Annotated in this window: 17 protein-coding genes; 9 read left to right on the top strand and 8 right to left on the bottom strand. The window is 68.4% G+C overall.

The genetic code is table 11. From position 1 onward, the window contains the following. Positions 1 to 6: 6 nt before the first annotated feature. From AC6JA9_RS33695 to AC6JA9_RS33685, 3 genes are read right to left on the bottom strand one after another with little or no spacing between them, the layout of a single operon-like run. Entirely contained in the window at positions 7 to 699 is a 693-nt protein-coding gene (locus tag AC6JA9_RS33695; protein ID WP_223748523.1) for a histidine phosphatase family protein, read from the bottom strand. Next, positions 699 to 1,784: a phosphotransferase family protein gene (locus AC6JA9_RS33690; RefSeq protein ID WP_497958379.1), complete on the bottom strand. Its 1,086-nt coding sequence runs from the start codon at positions 1,782 to 1,784 to the stop codon at positions 699 to 701. The genes AC6JA9_RS33695 and AC6JA9_RS33690 overlap by 1 nt, the downstream gene beginning before the upstream one ends. Before the next feature lie 6 nt (positions 1,785 to 1,790). After that, entirely contained in the window at positions 1,791 to 3,026 is a 1,236-nt protein-coding gene (locus tag AC6JA9_RS33685; protein ID WP_223748524.1) for an acyl-CoA dehydrogenase family protein, read from the bottom strand. 82 nt (positions 3,027 to 3,108) lie between these two features. Between AC6JA9_RS33685 and AC6JA9_RS33680 the strand changes: the two genes are divergently transcribed. Continuing rightward, complete coding sequence (locus tag AC6JA9_RS33680; protein ID WP_223781684.1) at positions 3,109 to 4,050, top strand: LysR family transcriptional regulator; 942 nt, start codon at positions 3,109 to 3,111, stop codon at positions 4,048 to 4,050. Positions 4,051 to 4,067: 17 nt separating this feature from the next. Here the strand turns inward: AC6JA9_RS33680 and AC6JA9_RS33675 are convergent, their stop codons facing one another. Continuing rightward, complete coding sequence (locus AC6JA9_RS33675) at positions 4,068 to 4,358, bottom strand: hypothetical protein (protein WP_267699740.1); 291 nt, start codon at positions 4,356 to 4,358, stop codon at positions 4,068 to 4,070. Between the two features lie 171 nt (positions 4,359 to 4,529). Here AC6JA9_RS33675 and AC6JA9_RS33670 point away from each other — a divergent pair, with 171 nt between their 5' ends. From AC6JA9_RS33670 to AC6JA9_RS33660, 3 genes are all read left to right on the top strand, one after another. Then, a complete protein-coding gene (locus AC6JA9_RS33670; RefSeq protein WP_497958378.1) occupies positions 4,530 to 5,375 on the top strand; it encodes an alpha/beta fold hydrolase in 846 nt (281 codons plus the stop codon). A gap of 91 nt (positions 5,376 to 5,466) precedes the next feature. Beyond that, a complete protein-coding gene (sitA5, locus tag AC6JA9_RS33665) occupies positions 5,467 to 6,825 on the top strand; it encodes a SitA5 family polymorphic toxin (protein WP_408889383.1) in 1,359 nt (452 codons plus the stop codon). A gap of 8 nt (positions 6,826 to 6,833) precedes the next feature. Then, on the top strand, positions 6,834 to 7,379 hold the full coding sequence (locus AC6JA9_RS33660) for a hypothetical protein (protein WP_223781688.1): 546 nt from the start codon (positions 6,834 to 6,836) through the stop codon (positions 7,377 to 7,379). 22 nt (positions 7,380 to 7,401) lie between these two features. Here AC6JA9_RS33660 and AC6JA9_RS33655 read toward each other — a convergent pair whose 3' ends face one another. Both AC6JA9_RS33655 and pruA read right to left on the bottom strand, forming a co-directional pair. Beyond that, entirely contained in the window at positions 7,402 to 8,250 is an 849-nt protein-coding gene (locus tag AC6JA9_RS33655; protein WP_408889384.1) for an aldose epimerase family protein, read from the bottom strand. Between the two features lie 6 nt (positions 8,251 to 8,256). Next, complete coding sequence (gene pruA, locus AC6JA9_RS33650) at positions 8,257 to 9,912, bottom strand: L-glutamate gamma-semialdehyde dehydrogenase (protein ID WP_223748531.1); 1,656 nt, start codon at positions 9,910 to 9,912, stop codon at positions 8,257 to 8,259. Positions 9,913 to 10,124: 212 nt separating this feature from the next. On the opposite strand from pruA, the gene AC6JA9_RS33645 reads away from it, so the two are divergent. From AC6JA9_RS33645 to uraH, 5 genes are read left to right on the top strand one after another with little or no spacing between them, the layout of a single operon-like run. After that, positions 10,125 to 11,570: an FAD/NAD(P)-binding protein gene (locus tag AC6JA9_RS33645; RefSeq protein WP_223748532.1), complete on the top strand. Its 1,446-nt coding sequence runs from the start codon at positions 10,125 to 10,127 to the stop codon at positions 11,568 to 11,570. Next, entirely contained in the window at positions 11,567 to 12,934 is a 1,368-nt protein-coding gene (gene allB, locus AC6JA9_RS33640) for an allantoinase AllB (RefSeq protein ID WP_497958377.1), read from the top strand. Before AC6JA9_RS33645 ends, allB begins: the two co-directional genes overlap by 4 nt. Before the next feature lie 28 nt (positions 12,935 to 12,962). Continuing rightward, on the top strand, positions 12,963 to 13,985 hold the full coding sequence (gene alc, locus AC6JA9_RS33635) for an allantoicase (RefSeq protein ID WP_408889385.1): 1,023 nt from the start codon (positions 12,963 to 12,965) through the stop codon (positions 13,983 to 13,985). Then, positions 13,982 to 14,491 (top strand): 2-oxo-4-hydroxy-4-carboxy-5-ureidoimidazoline decarboxylase, encoded by a 510-nt coding sequence (uraD, locus tag AC6JA9_RS33630; protein WP_483578581.1) that lies wholly within the window; start codon positions 13,982 to 13,984, stop codon positions 14,489 to 14,491. Before alc ends, uraD begins: the two co-directional genes overlap by 4 nt. After that, positions 14,488 to 14,832, top strand: coding sequence for a hydroxyisourate hydrolase (gene uraH / locus AC6JA9_RS33625; protein WP_223748536.1), 345 nt, complete (start codon positions 14,488 to 14,490; stop codon positions 14,830 to 14,832). The genes uraD and uraH overlap by 4 nt, the downstream gene beginning before the upstream one ends. Before the next feature lie 2 nt (positions 14,833 to 14,834). Here uraH and AC6JA9_RS33620 read toward each other — a convergent pair whose 3' ends face one another. Further along, positions 14,835 to 15,251 (bottom strand): response regulator, encoded by a 417-nt coding sequence (locus AC6JA9_RS33620; RefSeq protein ID WP_223748537.1) that lies wholly within the window; start codon positions 15,249 to 15,251, stop codon positions 14,835 to 14,837. A 145-nt stretch (positions 15,252 to 15,396) separates the two neighbouring features. Next, on the bottom strand, positions 15,397 to 15,696 hold the full coding sequence (locus AC6JA9_RS33615; protein WP_223781694.1) for a hypothetical protein: 300 nt from the start codon (positions 15,694 to 15,696) through the stop codon (positions 15,397 to 15,399).

Raw genomic sequence — 15,696 nt, 5'->3', positions numbered from 1 at the left:
GCTCCCTCAGCGGTAGGTGATGAGGGCCTGGTTCGGCCCCTCGAAGTGCGTGTGCTCGTTGAGCGAGGACAGGTAGCGCCCGCGCTCACTGTAGATGACCTTCGTCACGCCGCAGTTGGCCAGCGTCCAGTTGAGCCGGAACGCGTGCTCGTCGGGAATCTGGAGCAGCTGCTGACAGATGGCGGTGACGGGGCCGCCCGAGGTGAACACCAGCGCCGTCTTGGATGGCCCCAGCCCGTGGATGAGCGAATCGAGCGCGCGCAGGCAGCGCTCGCGGAACACGGGCCAGGGCTCGGTGTACTCGGCGTCGTGCTTGCCGGCGACCCAGCGGGCCACGGCCTCGGTGAAGAGCGCCTGGAACGCGCGGCGCGGCTCCGGCGTCGAGGCGAGGTCCTCGGCCAGCGCGGCGTGGTTGGCGTAGCGGGGCGTGTGGCGGACGACCAGCTCGTCGTGGTCGAACTCGTTGAAGCCGGGGCTGCGCGTGGGCATCAGGTCCACGCCCATGGCCGAGAGGCATGTCTCCGCCGTCTGCCGGTGACGGGTGAGCGTGCCGGCCACAACCGCGTCGAGACGCGGCAGCCGCGTCTTGAGCGCCTCGCCGAGCAGTCGGGCCTGCACGAAGCCGGTCTCGGAGAGCTGGTCGTAGTCCTCCGCGCCGAAGGACGCCTGTCCATGGCGGATGAGGTACACGACGCCCATCACCGCCCTCCCTTCTTGATGAGCCGCTTGCAGCGCCAGTCGTAGTACGTCACCAGCGTCCAGAAGTTCTTGAACGCCGGGTTGCGCGTCTGCTTGTGGTGATAGCGGTAGTAGATCTGCTGGATGATGCCGGCGAGCCGGAAGATTCCGAAGACCTCGTAGAAGGTCCAGCTGGCGGGCTTCAGGCCGGAGCGCTGGAGGTAGTAGTCGACGACCTCCCGGCGGCTCATCATGCCCGGCATGTGCGTGGGCTGACGGCGCGTGGCGCGCATGAAGAAGTCGTCATCCGACTCGACCCAGTACGCGAGCGCGCTGCCCAGGTCCATCAGCGGGTCGCCCAGCGTGGCCATCTCCCAGTCGAGCACGCCGATGACCTGCGTGGGCTCGCCCGGGTCCAGCACCACGTTGTCGAAGCGCCAGTCGTTGTGGATGACGCAGGTGGCGATGTCGTCGGGGATGTGGTCCTTGAGCCAGTCGCGCACGTATTTGAAGTTCGGCACGTTCCACGTGCGCGCCTTCTCGTAGCGGTCCGACCAGCCCTCCACCTGGCGGCGGGGATAGCCCGCGCCCTTGCCGAGCGACGACAGGCCCACGGCCTGGGCATCCACCGCGTGCAGCTCCAGCAGCTTGTCGATGACGTTGACGCACAGCTTGCGCGTCTCGCCGGCGCTGAGGTTCATCCCGCGCGGCATGTTGGCGCGGGGGATGATGCCCTCGATGCGCTCCATGACGTAGAAGTCCGCGCCGATGACGGACGCGTCCTGGCACAGGGCCACCATCTCGGGCACGAACGGGTAGGCGGGCCGGAGCGCCTTCTGCACGCGGTACTCGCGCGACATGTCGTGCGCGGACTTCGCCTTGGTGCCCGCGGGAGGGCGGCGGAGGATGAGGTCGCGCTTGGGGTACTTGAGCCGGTAGGTCCAGTTGGACGCGCCGCCGGAGAACTGCGTCACGGTGGGCAGGCCCTCGAGCGTCGGTACCTGCTTCTTGAGCCAGGCATCGACGGCGGGGACGTTCAGCTCCTCACCGGCGCGGACGGAGCTGGGTGAATCCAGGGTGGATTTCGGGGCGGCGTGGGTGGCCATGGTGCGTCACCTCTTGGAGAAGCCGCGCTTGGCCAGCTCGATGCGGGCGATGACGCCCTTGTGCACCTCGTCCGGGCCGTCCGCGAGCCGCAGCGTGCGCGCCTGGCCGAAGAAGCCCGCGAGCACCGTGTCGTTGGACACGCCCGCGCCGCCGTGAATCTGGATGGCGTCGTCGACGATGCGCTGGAGCACGCTGGGGGCCACGACCTTGATGGCGGAGATTTCGGTCATCGCGCCGAGGGCGCCCACCTGGTCCATCTTCCACGCCGCGTAGAGCGTGAGCAGGCGGGCCTGGTCGATGGCGATGCGGGCCTCGGCCACGCGCTCGCGGTTGCCGCCCAGGTTGAGCAGGGGCTTGCCGAAGGCGGTGCGGTTCATGCCGCGGTCGATCATCAGCTCCAGCGCCCGCTCGGAGGCGCCGATGCAGCGCATGCAGTGGTGGATGCGGCCGGGGCCCAGGCGCCCCTGGGCGATCTCGAAGCCCATGCCGGGGCCGCCGATGATGTTGGAGACGGGGACGCGGACGTTGGTGAAGTGCACCTCGCCGTGGCCGTGGGGGGCGTCGTACTCGCCGAAGACGGGGAGCATGCGCTTGATGGACACGCCCGGCGAGTCCAGGGGCACGAGCACCATGGAGTGCTGGTGGTGGCGGTCTCCGCCGGTGTCGGGCGTGCGCGCCATGAAGATGGCGATCTTCGCCTTGGGGTGGCCCAGGCCGGTGGTCCACCACTTGGAGCCGTTGAGGATGACCTCGTCCTTCTCGACGACGGCGGTGGCCTCCATGTTGGTGGCGTCGGAGGAGGCGACACCGGGCTCGGTCATGCAGAAGACGGAGCGGATTTCGCCGGCGAGCAGCGGGGTGAGCCACTGCTTCTGTTGGGCGGGGGTGCCGTACTTCCAGAGCACCTCCATGTTGCCGGTGTCGGGGGCGTTGCAGTTGAAGACCTCGGGGGCCATGAGGCTGCGCCCGGTCTCCTCGGCGATGGGGGCGTACTCGAGCGTGGACAGGCCCGGGGCGAGCTTCTCATCGGGGAGGAAGAGGTTCCAGAGGCCGGCCGCGCGGGCCTTGGCCTTGAGGTCCTCCATGACGGAGGACACGGGCCAGGTCTTCCAGTCACCGCCGCGCGAGGCCTCCATGACCTCCTGGTAGTAGCGGGCCTCGTTGGGCTCGATGTGCTCGCGCATGAACTGCTTCACGCGCTCCAGGTAGTCCTTGCCTCTGGCGCTCGGCTCGAAGTCCACGGTGCTGCCTCCTCTCACGAGAGGCGCTCATCCTTGGCACCCGGCCCTTGTTGAATCCACTGAATGTTGGTCATGTGTCGTCATGAGCCCAGTTCAGGATTCCACCCGGCGCCCCGGGCCCCCGGACCTCAACCTCTTCCGGGTGTTCGACGTGGTCTATCGGGAGCGGAATCTGACGCGCGCGGCGGAGGTGCTGTTCCTCAGTCAGTCCGCGGTGAGCCACGCGCTGGCGAGGCTGCGCGAGCAGTTGGGGGCGCCCCTGTTCGTCCGGCAGGGGAGGGGCGTGGCGCCGACGCCGTTGGCGGAGCGGGTGGCGCCGGAGATTCGGGAGGCGCTGGCGCTGCTCCAGCAGGCGGTGCACCACACGCGAGGTTTCGAGCCGGCGCGGGACGTGGGGACCTTCACCCTGGCGATGAGCGACATGCTGGAGCCGTCGATCGTGCCCCGACTGGTGGCGCGGCTTCAGGAGCGGAGTCCGGAGGCGCGCATCAGCAGCGTGCGGTTGGAGCGGACGCGGCTGGAGCGGGACCTGGCTTCGGGGCGGTTGGACCTGGCCATCGACGTGGAGCAGCCGACGAGCGCGGAGCTGCGGCATACGGCCTTCACGCGGGATGCGTTCTGCGTGGTGAGTCGCAAGCGCAGGCGGCTGGACGTGGCGGCGTACATGGCGGCGAAGCACGTCACGGTGTCCTCGCGCCGCACGGGGCTGGCGGTGGAGGACCTGGTGCTCAGCCGGCTGGGGTATCAGCGGGAGGTCACGGTGCGTTGTCGGCACTACGAGACGGCGTGCCGCATCGTATCGGGCTCGGACCTGTTGCTGACGATGCCGCGGCGCAGAGCGGAGGAGATCAACGGGGTGCTGGATGATGACCTGCACCTGTTGCCCATGCCGCTCGCGCTGCCGCGACTGGAGCTGCATTTGTACTGGCACCGCTCCGAGGACAGCGAGCCTCGGAGTCAGTGGTTGCGCTCGGAGCTTCAAGCCCTGGCGAAGGTGTTGATGGGGCCGCGGCGCGGCGTGTGATGGAGATGAAGGCTTCTTCAGTTCACGCAGTCCAGGTTGCAGTCCGCGAGCTCGCCCACGCAGGCATTGAGACAGATCATGAGTGGGAGTGGGTCGGTCAGCGTGAGCTTGCAGTCCGCGATGCACTGGATGGACTCTTCTCGACATTCATTGGTGCAGTTCACCAGCCCGGTCGCGTGGACGGTTCCGTCCGCGACGGGGGCGTCGTCCAGGACGGGCACCTCGGCGCGTTCATCCTCGATGGGACCGCAGCCCATCGCGAGCAGCAATGCGCCCACTCCAGCCAACCACGACATGCGATTCGACATGGTGATTCCTCCCTGCGCGAGTGAAGAGAGGATCGTCGCAGTCGCATCGGCGGGATATTGTACGCAGGTTCACTCGTCGGAGGACGCTGCCGTGGGTGCGGGCTTTGGGGTCGCGGAGGCGGATGTCCGACGGTTCTTGCATCGATGACGCGGTGATGGAGGGGGCGGGCAATGTCTCCAGGCAGCACGATGGAACAGTTCTTCACGGCATCAGGCGTTCGGCTCCGGCGACGAGGTGCCCGTCCGGGGGCCTTCAACTGGCTGTTCCTCCCGGGCGGGCCAGGGATTGGCGCGGAGAGCCTGTTCGGACTGGCGGACGCGCTGGATGTCCCGGGGACGTGCTGGATGGTGGACCTGCCAGGAGACGGGTCCAATGTCTCGCCTCCGGGGGCGCCAGCGAATCCCCATGACGTGTGGCCCAGGGTGCTCATCGAGGCTGCCCAGGCGCTTCCGAACTGTGTCTATCTGGGGCACTCCACGGGAGGTATGTATCTGCTGTCCGTGCCGGAGCTGGAGTCGCTCCTGGTGGGGCTCGTGCTCGTGAGCACGGCGCCGGACGCGAGCTGGCGCGCGCCGTTCTTCGAGATGACCCAGCGGCATCCGCTGCCCGAGGTCGACGCGGCGACCCAACGCTACGAATCCGAGCGCACGGATGAGCGGCTGCGAGACATCGCGGTGGCGTCGGCGGAGTGGAACTTCACGCCGGAGGGCGTGACGGAGGGGCGAGAGCTGCTGCGACGGATGCCCTACAACCGCGCGGCGGTGGACTGGTCGGACCGGAACTTCGACGAGACGTATGTCCACACGTGGTGGCCGCGCACGCTGCCCACGCTCATCATCAGCGGCGCCGAGGACCGCATCGTCCAGCAGACACCGTGGTCACAGGCCGCTTTCCAGGGACCGCACATCCTCCACAGGACCGTGGCAGGAGCCGCGCACTTCCCCTGGGTCGAACGTCCGGAAGCCGTGGCCTCTGCGATGCGAGAATGGGTGCCGAGGATGACTCCGCGCCAGTGACCCCCCCAAGCTGCTTCGCTGGGGTTGTCGGACCCTGCTGCTAGTTCTCCCCCTGCTCTTGTCGTGAGAACTCGATTGCGGGAGCGAGAAGATGCTGCGTTGGGTCTCGGTGTTGCTGGCGTGCCTCTCGTTCGGCTGTGCGACCTCTCGAGTGGTTCGCTTGGATACAGGGGAGGGTGAGCCCCTCCTCTACGCACCTCCTGAGCGGGTCAGTCCCATTGATGTAGACCCTGGCGACTTCCAGCGTGCGATGACCCGCCTCGTCCTGGAGATGCGCTTCTCGGTACGTCCCGAAGAAGCGAGCCGTTCACGACTCCAGCGGGCTACGTGGGCGGCGGAATCCCCCTCGCGTGGAAGGGACTACGGTGCCTGGTGCTCTCGTCAGGATGATCCTGGCGAATGCCTCACGTTGTTGGAGGACGGCTTTACCTTCCTGGATGCCGATGTGCGCCGGAAGATGGCTTTGTCCTTTGCCTGGGACGGGGTCTGGGATGGGGTTCAGCAGGCAGTGCAGGAGGTTGTCAACCCACTGGTGCTCAAGGCGATGATCACCTCGGCCATGGCTGCCTACATGCTCCTTGTTGTGGCGCCCGAGCCGGTGACGAAGCTCGTGGCCCTCGCCTTGACGACCTATGTCATCGCGTACATCGGCTTGGACGCATTCACGAACCTCGTGATGGGCTGGCAGCGGTTGTCCGCCGATTCAGCGCGTGCGACGTCTTTTCGGGGACTGGAGGATGCAGGGCGTGATTTTGGAGAGGTGATGGGCGCGAATGGCGCACGTGTCCTCATCATGGCCCTCACCGCGGCTTTGGGCGGCGGTGCAGCGAGCCTGGCATCGAAAGGCCCCCTGCTTCCTGGCTTCGCACGTGCGGTGCTGGCGACGGAGGTCAATGCGGGTTTCCAGTGGTCCGCGGTGATGTCTGGGGGAGTCCGCTCCATTGCTGTCGCGGAGGGCGTCCTGACGGTGGGGCTCGCCCCCAACGCGGTCGCGATGTCTGCTCGGACACAGGGTGGCCAGGACGAAACGAGTCCTGGCAGGTCGTCCCAGGAACCGCTCCATGAGAATCAGATGCCAGAACTGCTCGCCTCAGAACTGGAGATGGCCGAGCAATTGGGTGTCCGGCCTGTCCGCGTGGATTCTCCAGACTTCATGCGCTACGCGAGCGAGGAGCGCATCAAGTGGGTGGTCACTGCGGACAATCAGCTCCAGGTCATCCCGTACAGATGGCAGGGCGTCGAAATCTCGCATGCTGTCGCGAGTGGTGGGCGGCCCGTGTTGGCTGCCGGCGAAGCCGAACTCGCGGTCCATGGCACGACCCGTTTCGGGATCCGGATTGAGCCCTTGAGCGGGCATTTCCTGAACGGGGTGTCGAAGGCCGTGAGTGACAGCGCCCTCGAAATCGGACGGAGGGCATTTGCGCGGCACGGGATTACATTCCCCCCGTGAGGACGACCATGGAACCGAAGACCTCCCAACTTCAAACCGTCCTGGGCTGGCCGCTTCCCCAGGTTCGGACATGGCTCGACGGGCTGGTCATCGGCGCGCCAGTGCAGGGCGAGAGCTTCAACTGGGTGGGCTTCGCGTTCACTGCTGCTGCTCGGGCCAGGGAAGAGCGGAGCCTGGACTGGGCTCACGTCGCCCTGCACATCTATGGCGTCCTCGCGGGACTTGAGGCTGGTGACAACGCCCACTCCGTCCGACTCTCGGAGATGAGCCTGCGAGCGTGGATGATTCGAGAACTCGGTTCACGGGCGGGAGACGCCGTCCTGGACCCGGACGTCATCTACAGCTGGTTTCAGGGCCTCATCGTCATGTCGATGGACGAGGCGGCCAAGCTCCTGGCCACCCCAGACTGGCGCACCATCCCGACGCAGACACTTCTCAAGCTGCGGTACATGAAGAGCGCGCTCAATACGCTGGCGCACATCTCTGAGTCCGGAGTGGTGGAAAAACACCCCGAGCTGAAGGACTGGCTCCAGTTCAGGAGCCGATTGCCCTGACCGAAGTGCGCCACCCCAAGGCTCACACCTCGATATCGAACGCGAGCGACAGTCGCTCATCGGGCTGCACGTGCAGCAGCCCCTCGCCCGTCGCGAGCGCGCCCGCCGCGGCGGTCCATGGCTCCACGCAGACGAAGTCCTTCCCCTTCAGCGTCCACACCACCATCACCTTGAACTCAGGGCTCCACGACAGGTGGACGGGTCGCAGCCCCGGCCCACGCGACAGCCGGGTCTCCTGCTTCGAGTGGTCTCGCAGGTGCAGGTCCACCTCGTCCGCCGTCAAATCCCACCCGGTGAACGGCACCTCGCGCTTGGTCCGGTTGTCCCAGCCGTGTGTCGCGTCCGTCTCCACCGTCGTCACCGACTTCGCCGCGTCCGGCACCCGGAAGTAAGGATGGAAGCCCAGGTGCACGGGCAGCGGCTCCATCCCGGGATTCTGGATGTCGAAGTCGATGGTCAGCCTCCGCCCCACAAGCGAGAACGTGAGCTGCGCGTCGAACTCCCACGGATAGACACGCAGCGTCTCCGCGTTGGACTTCAACCCCAGCACCAACAACGAGTCCTCCGCCTGCCGCACCGCCCACGCCAGCTTCCGGGCGAAGCCGTGCTGCGACAGGCTGAAGGACTTGCCATGCGCCGGATAGGTGTCCCCAGGCAGCGGACCCGCGTTGGGGAACAGCACGGGGATGCCCCCGCGCACGTTCTTCGTCGGGTCCGCCACGGTGGCCTCATCGAGGTAGAGGATGTCTTCGTCCCCCACCATGAAGCTCGTGACGAGCGCGCCGCGTGAAGGGATGACCTCCACGCAGCAGTCGTCACCCTTCAGCGAATACGTCTCCAGCCCCGCGATGCCCGGGAATGCTCGGCTCATGCGAGCCTAGATACCCCCATCGTGGGGGTCGCTGTCCATGAACGGATACGGCACCTTCGTCGGCGGGGCGAAGTTCTCCTTCACCGTCCGAGGACTCGTCCAGCGGATGAGGTTGAGCAGCGAACCCGCCTTGTCGTTCGTCCCCGACGCGCGCGAGCCACCGAAGGGCTGCTGTCCCACCACCGCGCCCGTGGGCTTGTCGTTGATGTAGATGTTGCCCGCCGCGTGCCGCAGCTCGCTCATCGCCGTGTCGATGGCCTTCCGGTCCCGCCCGAAGATGGCCCCCGTCAGCGCATACGTCGCGCTCTGGTCCACCTCGCGCAGCGTCTCCACGTACTTCGAATCCGGATACACGTGCACGCCCACCAGAGGCGCGAAGACCTCCTCGCGCATGATGCGGTGACGCGGGTCCTGCAACTGCACCAGCGTGGGCTTCACGAACCAGCCCTCCTTCCGGTCCGTCTCGCCACCCGCGACGATGCTCGCGTCCTTGTCCTGCTTCGCCAGCTCGATGTACGAGGAGACCTTCTTGAAGGACTTCTCGTCGATGACCGCGCCCATGAAGTTGCGGAAGTCCGTCACGTCGCCCATGCGGATGTCGCCGATGAGCGCCTGCAGCCGCGGCTTGAGCTTCGTCCACAGCGATTCCGGCACGTACACGCGGCTGGCCGCCGAGCACTTCTGGCCCTGGTACTCGTAGCCACCGCGCACGATGGCCACCGCGAGCGCCTCCACGTCGTCCGCCGCGGACGCGTGCGCCACGATGAAGTCCTTGCCACCCGTCTCACCCACCAGCCGGGGGTACTGCTTGTACTTGCCGATGTTCTCCCCCACCGTCTTCCACATGGTGTTGAACGTCGGCGTGGAGCCGGTGAAGTGGATGCCGCCCAGATGGGGGCTGGCCAGCGTGGGGTTGCCCACCGTGGGCCCGTCGCCGTTGAGCATGTTGATGACGCCGTCGGGCAGGCCCGCCTCGCGCAGCATCTCCATGAAGTACCAGGCGCTCAGCGCCGACGTGGACGACGGCTTGAACAGCACCACGTTGCCCATCAGCGCGGGCGCGGTGCACAGGTTCATCGCGATGGACGTGAAGTTGAACGGCGCCACCGCGAACACGAAGCCGTCCAGCGGGCGGTAGTCCAACATGTTCCACGTCTGCGGCGACGACTCCGGCTGGATGGCGAGAATCTGCTCGGCGAAGTGGACGTTGTAGCGCAGGAAGTCGATGGCCTCACACGCGGCGTCGATCTCCGCCTGGTGGGCCGTCTTCGACTGACCCAGCATGGTGGACGCGTTGATGATGGGCCGGTAGCGCGTGGCGAGCAGCTCCGCGGCGCGCAGGAAGATGGCCGCGCGCGAGGAGAACGACATCCGCGCCCAGTCCTCCTTCACCGCGAGGCCCGCCTGGATGGCCTGCTCCACGTGGCTCGCGTCCGCCTCGTGCAGGGTGGCCAGCACGTGCGAGTGCCGGTGGGGCATGCGCACCGTGTCCGTCTTGCCGCTGCGCACCTGCTTGCCGCCGATGATGAGCGGGATGTCGATCTGCTCGCCGCTCATGCGCTTGAGCGTCGCCTGGAGCTCGCGGCGCTCGGGCGAACCGGGCGAGTAGGGGAGGATGGGCTCGTTGCGGGGAGCCGGGACGCGGGGGAAGGCGTTGATCACGCGAATGACCTCGGGACGGAGCGAAAAGGGCGGGGGAGCATAACCAACCGGCTCCTCCGGGGAAGCGTCGAAGCGGGCCGTCGTCAGCGCTCGGACACCCGCTGTCAACCCCTGACGCGCCCGGCTATTTCCCTCGGGAGCCCCTTGTCAGCCCACACCCAGGGAGGGGGGCACATTGACCGGGCGACATAGCGCGCGGTTACGATGGAGGCATGCGCATCCCGCCTCCGAGCCCCGCGATGCCGCCTCCTCCCGGCCTCCCCGCCCTGGAGGACGCGCTCCGCAGGGACCTGGAGCGGCTGGAGTACCCGAAGCGCTCCTGGGTGCTCCCGCGACACACCCGTGACGGCAAGGCCGTGCTGGATGTGCTCATCATCGGAGGCGGGCAGAGCGGCCTCACCGCGGCCTTCGGGCTCTTGCGCGAGAAGGTGACGAACCTGCTCGTGGTGGACGACGGCGAGCAGGACCTCGCGGGGCCGTGGAAGACGTTCGCGCGCATGCACACGCTGCGCACGCCCAAGCACCTCACCGGGCCGGACCACAACCTGCCCAACCTCAGCTTCCAGTCCTGGTTCGAGGCCCAGTATGGCGAGGCCGCCTGGGCGTCGCTGGAGCGCATCCCCAAGGAGCTGTGGGCGGACTTCCTCGGCTGGTACCGGCGCACGCTGAACATCCCCGTGCGCTGCCGCTCGCGCGCCGGAGCGCTGACCTGGAGCGCCGAGGACGACTGCTTCCACGTGCCGCTGGAGGACCTGCGCACCGGCGCCACCGAGGTCCTCTTCGTGCGCAAGGTGGTGCTCGCCACGGGCATCGACGGCTCGGGGCGCTGGGAAGTCCCGTCCATCGTGGCGAACCTGCCGCGCGAGCTGTACGCGCAGACGCGCGAGGATATCGACTTCGAGGCGCTGCGTGGTCGCAAGGTGGGCGTGCTCGGCGCGGGGGCGTCCGCGTTCGACAACGCCTCCGTCGCGCTGGAGCACGGTGCCGGCGAGGTGCACCTGTTCTACCGGCGCAAGTCGCTGCCGTGCATCAACCCGTACCGCTGGGCGGAGTTCGTCGGCTTCCTCAAGCACCACGCGGACCTGCCGGACGCGGACAAGTGGCGCTTCATCCACCGCATCTTCGAGATGGGGCAGCTGCCCCCGGCGGACACGTACCGCCGCGCGTGCGCCTTCCCCCAGTTCCACCTGCACGCCCAGAGCCCGTGGCTGGACGCCGAGGTGGTGGACGGGCAGGCCCGCATCACCACCCCGCAGGGGCAGTACACCTTCGACAAGCTCATCGTCGGAAGCGGCACGGTGACGGACCTGTCGCTGCGGCCGGAGCTGGCGAACGTGCACACGGACATCGCGCTCTGGAAGGACCGCTTCACGCCGCCCGAGGGGCAGTCGCACGCGGACCTGCTGCGCCACCCGTACCTGGGGCCGGGCTTCGAGCTGCAGGAGAAGCAGCCGGGTCGCGCGCCGTACCTCCGCTCCATCTTCAACTACACCTTCGGGTGCCTGCTCTCGCTGGGCTTCGGCGGGGCGAGCATCTCCGGCATGAAGTACAGCCTGCCCAAGCTGACGGCGGGCGTGACGCGGCAGCTCTACCTGGATGACCGGGATGCGTTCTTCCGCTCCCTGGAATGCTTCGACGAGAGGGAATTCGAGCCATGAGCAGGGGTGAGTTCGGGCTGCGCAGTCGCCGCGTGCTGGCGGGCGGTGGGCTGCGCGAGGCGGTGGTGGTGGTGAAGGACGGCCGCGTGGAGAAGGTGGCCGGGCCCTCCGAGGCGCTCGGCGCGCTGTCGGTGACGGACGTGGGCCACCACGTGGTGATGCCCGGCGTGGTGGACTGCCACGCGCACATCAACGAGCCCGGCCGCACCGAGTGGGAGGGCTTCGAGACCGCCACGCGCGCCGCGGCGGCCGGAGGCATCACCACCGTGGTGGACATGCCGCTCAACTCGCTGCCGCCCACCACCACGCTCGACGCGCTGAAGCTCAAGGCGGACGCGGCCCGGGGCGCGAGCCAGGTGGACCATGGCTTCTGGGGCGGCGTGATTCCCGGCAATGCGGGCGAGCTGGAGGCGCTCATCGACGCGGGCATCGCGGGCTTCAAGTGCTTCCTGTGCCCCTCGGGTGTGGATGAGTTCCCTCCCGCGGACCGCGCGGTGCTCGACGTGGCCATGCCGATTCTCGCGCGGCGCGGTGTGCCGCTCATCGTGCACGCGGAGCTGGAGTCAGCGCTCCCGGAGGTCCGCGCAGAGGGGGCTCGCACGTACCGCGCCTATCTCGAGTCCCGGCCGCGCAGCTGGGAGCAGGACGCCATCCGGATGATGATGGAGCTGGCGCGAAAGCACCGCTGCCGCGTGCACATCGTCCACCTGTCCTCGGCGGACGCGCTGCCGCTGCTCATCGATGCGCGGCGCGAGGGGTTGGACGTGTCGGTGGAGACGTGTCCGCACTACCTGAGCTTCACCGCCGAGGAGATTGAGGACGGCGCGACCCACTTCAAGTGCGCGCCGCCCATCCGCGAGGCGGAGAACCGCGAGCGCCTGTGGGAGGGGCTCGCGCGCGGAGACATCGAGCTGGTGGTGTCGGACCACTCGCCCTGCACGCCCGCGCTCAAGCTGCTGGAGCGCGGCGACTTCGGCGCGGCGTGGGGTGGCATCGCGTCGCTGCAGCTCAGCCTGTCGGCGGTGTGGACCGAGGCGCGCAGGCGAGGCCACGGTCTGGAGTCGCTCGTGCGCTGGATGTGCGAGGCGCCGGCCCGACTGGTGGGCCTGAGCGGTACGAAGGGCTCGCTCGTGCCGGGCGCGGACGCGGACCTCGTGGTGTTCGACCCCGAGGCCACCTTCACCGTCGAGCCGTCACGGCTCCAGCACCGTCATCCCCTGACGCCGTACGCGGGCAGGACGCTCGCGGGCGTGGTGGAGCGCACGCTGCTGCGCGGAGAGACCATCTACGAGCGCGGGCAGCCCTTCCCGCGTCCCACGGGAAGCTGGGTGCGCCGGCCGTCCTCGGCGCGCATCGCCGCCTGACATCATTCCATCGGGAGAACACACGAAAATGCATGCACCCGAAGAGGGGAAGCTGCGCGTCGGCTTCACGGAGCTCATCGACCTGGCCGCCGAGAAGGTCGGCGGACAGGCCCTGCTGGCCAGTGACGAGTTCTTCGCCGGCAAGGAGAACCTGCTCAAGCCCGGTCGAGGCGTCTTCATCCCGGACAAGTATACCGAGCAGGGCAAGTGGATGGACGGCTGGGAGTCGCGCCGCAAGCGCGTGCCCGGCCACGACTGGTGCATCCTGAAGCTCGGCCTGCCCGGCGTGATTCGCGGCGTGGACATCGACACGAACCACTTCCTGGGCAACTTCCCCGAGTACGCCTCGGTGGACGCGCTGGAGGTCGAAGGCTCGCCGTCGCCCGAGTCGCTGGTGGACGCGGCGTGGACGCGCATCCTCCCGCAGCTCAAGCTGCAGGGTGGCACGCGCAACCTCTTCGCCATCGCCGACGAGCGGCGCTGGACGCACCTGCGCCTCAACATCTACCCGGACGGCGGCGTGGCGCGCTTGCGCGTGCACGGCGAGGTGCGGCCGGACCTGGCGCGGCTGACGCGCGAGAAGGGCGCGGTGGACCTGGCGGCGGCGGAGAACGGCGGCACGGTGGTGGCGTGCAACGACGCGTTCTTCGGCACCAAGGACAACCTCATCCTGCCCGGCCGCGCGGCCAACATGGGCGAGGGCTGGGAGACGCGCCGCAAGCGCCTGCTGCCGGGCTTCGACTGGATTGTCGTGAAGCTGGCAGTGCCCGGCACCATCGAGCGCGTGGAGGTGGACACCGCCTTCTACAAGGGCAACTTCCCGGAGAGCGCGTCGCTCGAAGGCCTCTACCTGCGCGAGCCGCTGGTGGACTTCGCCAACGCGCACGACCTGGCGTGGACGGAGCTGCTGCCGCGCACGAAGCTCCAGGCGGACCACCGTCACCACTTCGAGGCCGAGCTGAAGGCGAAGGGCCCCTTCACCCACGTGCGCCTCAAAATCTTCCCCGACGGCGGAGTCAGCCGGCTGCTCGTCCACGGACGTCCGGCGTGAGCGCGCTCGAGCGACTCAACACGCTGCCCCCCGACGAGGCCCGCGCGGAGCTGAAGCGCTGCTGCGGTGCCTCGCGTTGGGCGGAGGCGATGACGAAGGCGCGGCCCTTCCGTGACGCCGAGCACCTGTTCTCCGAGGCCTCCCAGCAGTGGAGCCGCACGGGCCCGGAGGACTGGCGAGAGGCCTTCACGCACCACCCGCGCATCGGCGACGTGGCCTCGCTGCGCGCGAAGTTCGCCGCCACCGCCAATTGGTCCTCGCAGGAGCAGGGCGGGGTGAGCGGCGCGGGAGAGGAGGTGCTCCAGGGCCTGGCCGATGGCAACCAGGCCTACGAGGAGCGCTTCGGCTTCATCTTCCTCGTGTGCGCGACGGGCAAGAGCGCCCAGGAGATGCTCGGCCTGCTGCGCGCGCGCCTGGGCAACGCCCCGGACGAGGAGCTGCGCATCGCCGCCGGGGAGCAGGCGAAAATCACCCGCATCCGATTGGAGAAGCTGCTGGCGTCATGAGCACCCTGTCCACCCATGTCCTCGACACGCACCGCGGCCGCCCGGCCTCCGGTGTTCCCATCACCCTGGAGCTGCAGGGGGCCCACGGCGACTGGAAGGAGCTGGCCCGGGGCGTCACCAACGACGACGGGCGCGTGCGCGACTTCCTGCCCGCGGGCGCCCGCGTGGAGACAGGCGTCTACCGGATGTCCTTCGACACGGGCGCGTACTTCCGCTCGCTCGGTGTGAAGGGCTTCTACCCGTCGGTGTCCGTCGTCTTCGAGCTGGGGGCGCCCGACGAGCACTACCACGTACCGCTGTTGCTCAGCCCCTTCGGCTACTCCACCTACCGGGGGAGCTGACCTCAGGCCTTGGTGACGACCTGCGCGGTGGGGGCCGCCGCCGACACGGGCGCGCTCCCCCGCTGCAGCAGCGCGTGGATTTCGGCGATGAGCAGCGCGGGCTTCACGGGCTTGACCAGGTAGGCATCCGGCACGGGCAGGCTCGCGTCGCTGTCCGAGCGGGGCGCGAAGCCGCTGACGAAGACGACGGGGATGTGCTGGAGCGAGGGCTCCTGACGGAAGCGGCGGCACAGCTCGTACCCGTCCATGCCCTCCATGTTCACGTCGGACAGGAGCAGGTCTGGCGGCTGGGCCAGGGCCTTCTCCAGGCCCTCCTCGCCGCTCGACGCCGCCGTGCAGTCGAAGTCCCCGGACAACAGCAGGCGCAGTGTCTCGCGCATCGTCCACGAGTTCTCGACGATGAGGACCTTGGGCTTCACGGTGCTCGGGCTCCTCCGGTGCCGGCGGCGCGCCGTGGGGCGACGACCGTCCGAAACCACGAGCATCACCGCACCGCGCCCGCCGTCGCAAGGGGTCTGCCCCCACCCCTGGACGGAGGTACAAGGCCGAGCGGGCGTGGGAGGCCTACTCCTCGGGCGGGGGATTCTCCAGGCCGCGCCGGGACACCTCCGAGTCGGGCTCCTCGTCGCCGCGGGCCTCGCGCTCGGGGACCTGCTCGTTTGTCCACTCCTCCCCGCGCTCCACGCGGGCCTCCCAGTCCGTGTCACGCGTGGGGTCCACGTCCCCGGCGTCTTCGTCCGCGAGCCGACGGCTCACGTCGCGCGCGCCCTCATCCTGCGCGTCCTCCACCTCGCCGCGATTCCTCGGCTGGAAGTCCCCGCGCGTCGGCCGCGTGTCGTTGGGTCCTCGAGGAATGCCCGCCAT

This window comes from Myxococcus sp. MH1, from assembly GCF_059738865.1.
Note: the sequence above shows the minus strand (reverse complement) of the source record. Positions and strands in the feature narration are given on the sequence as shown.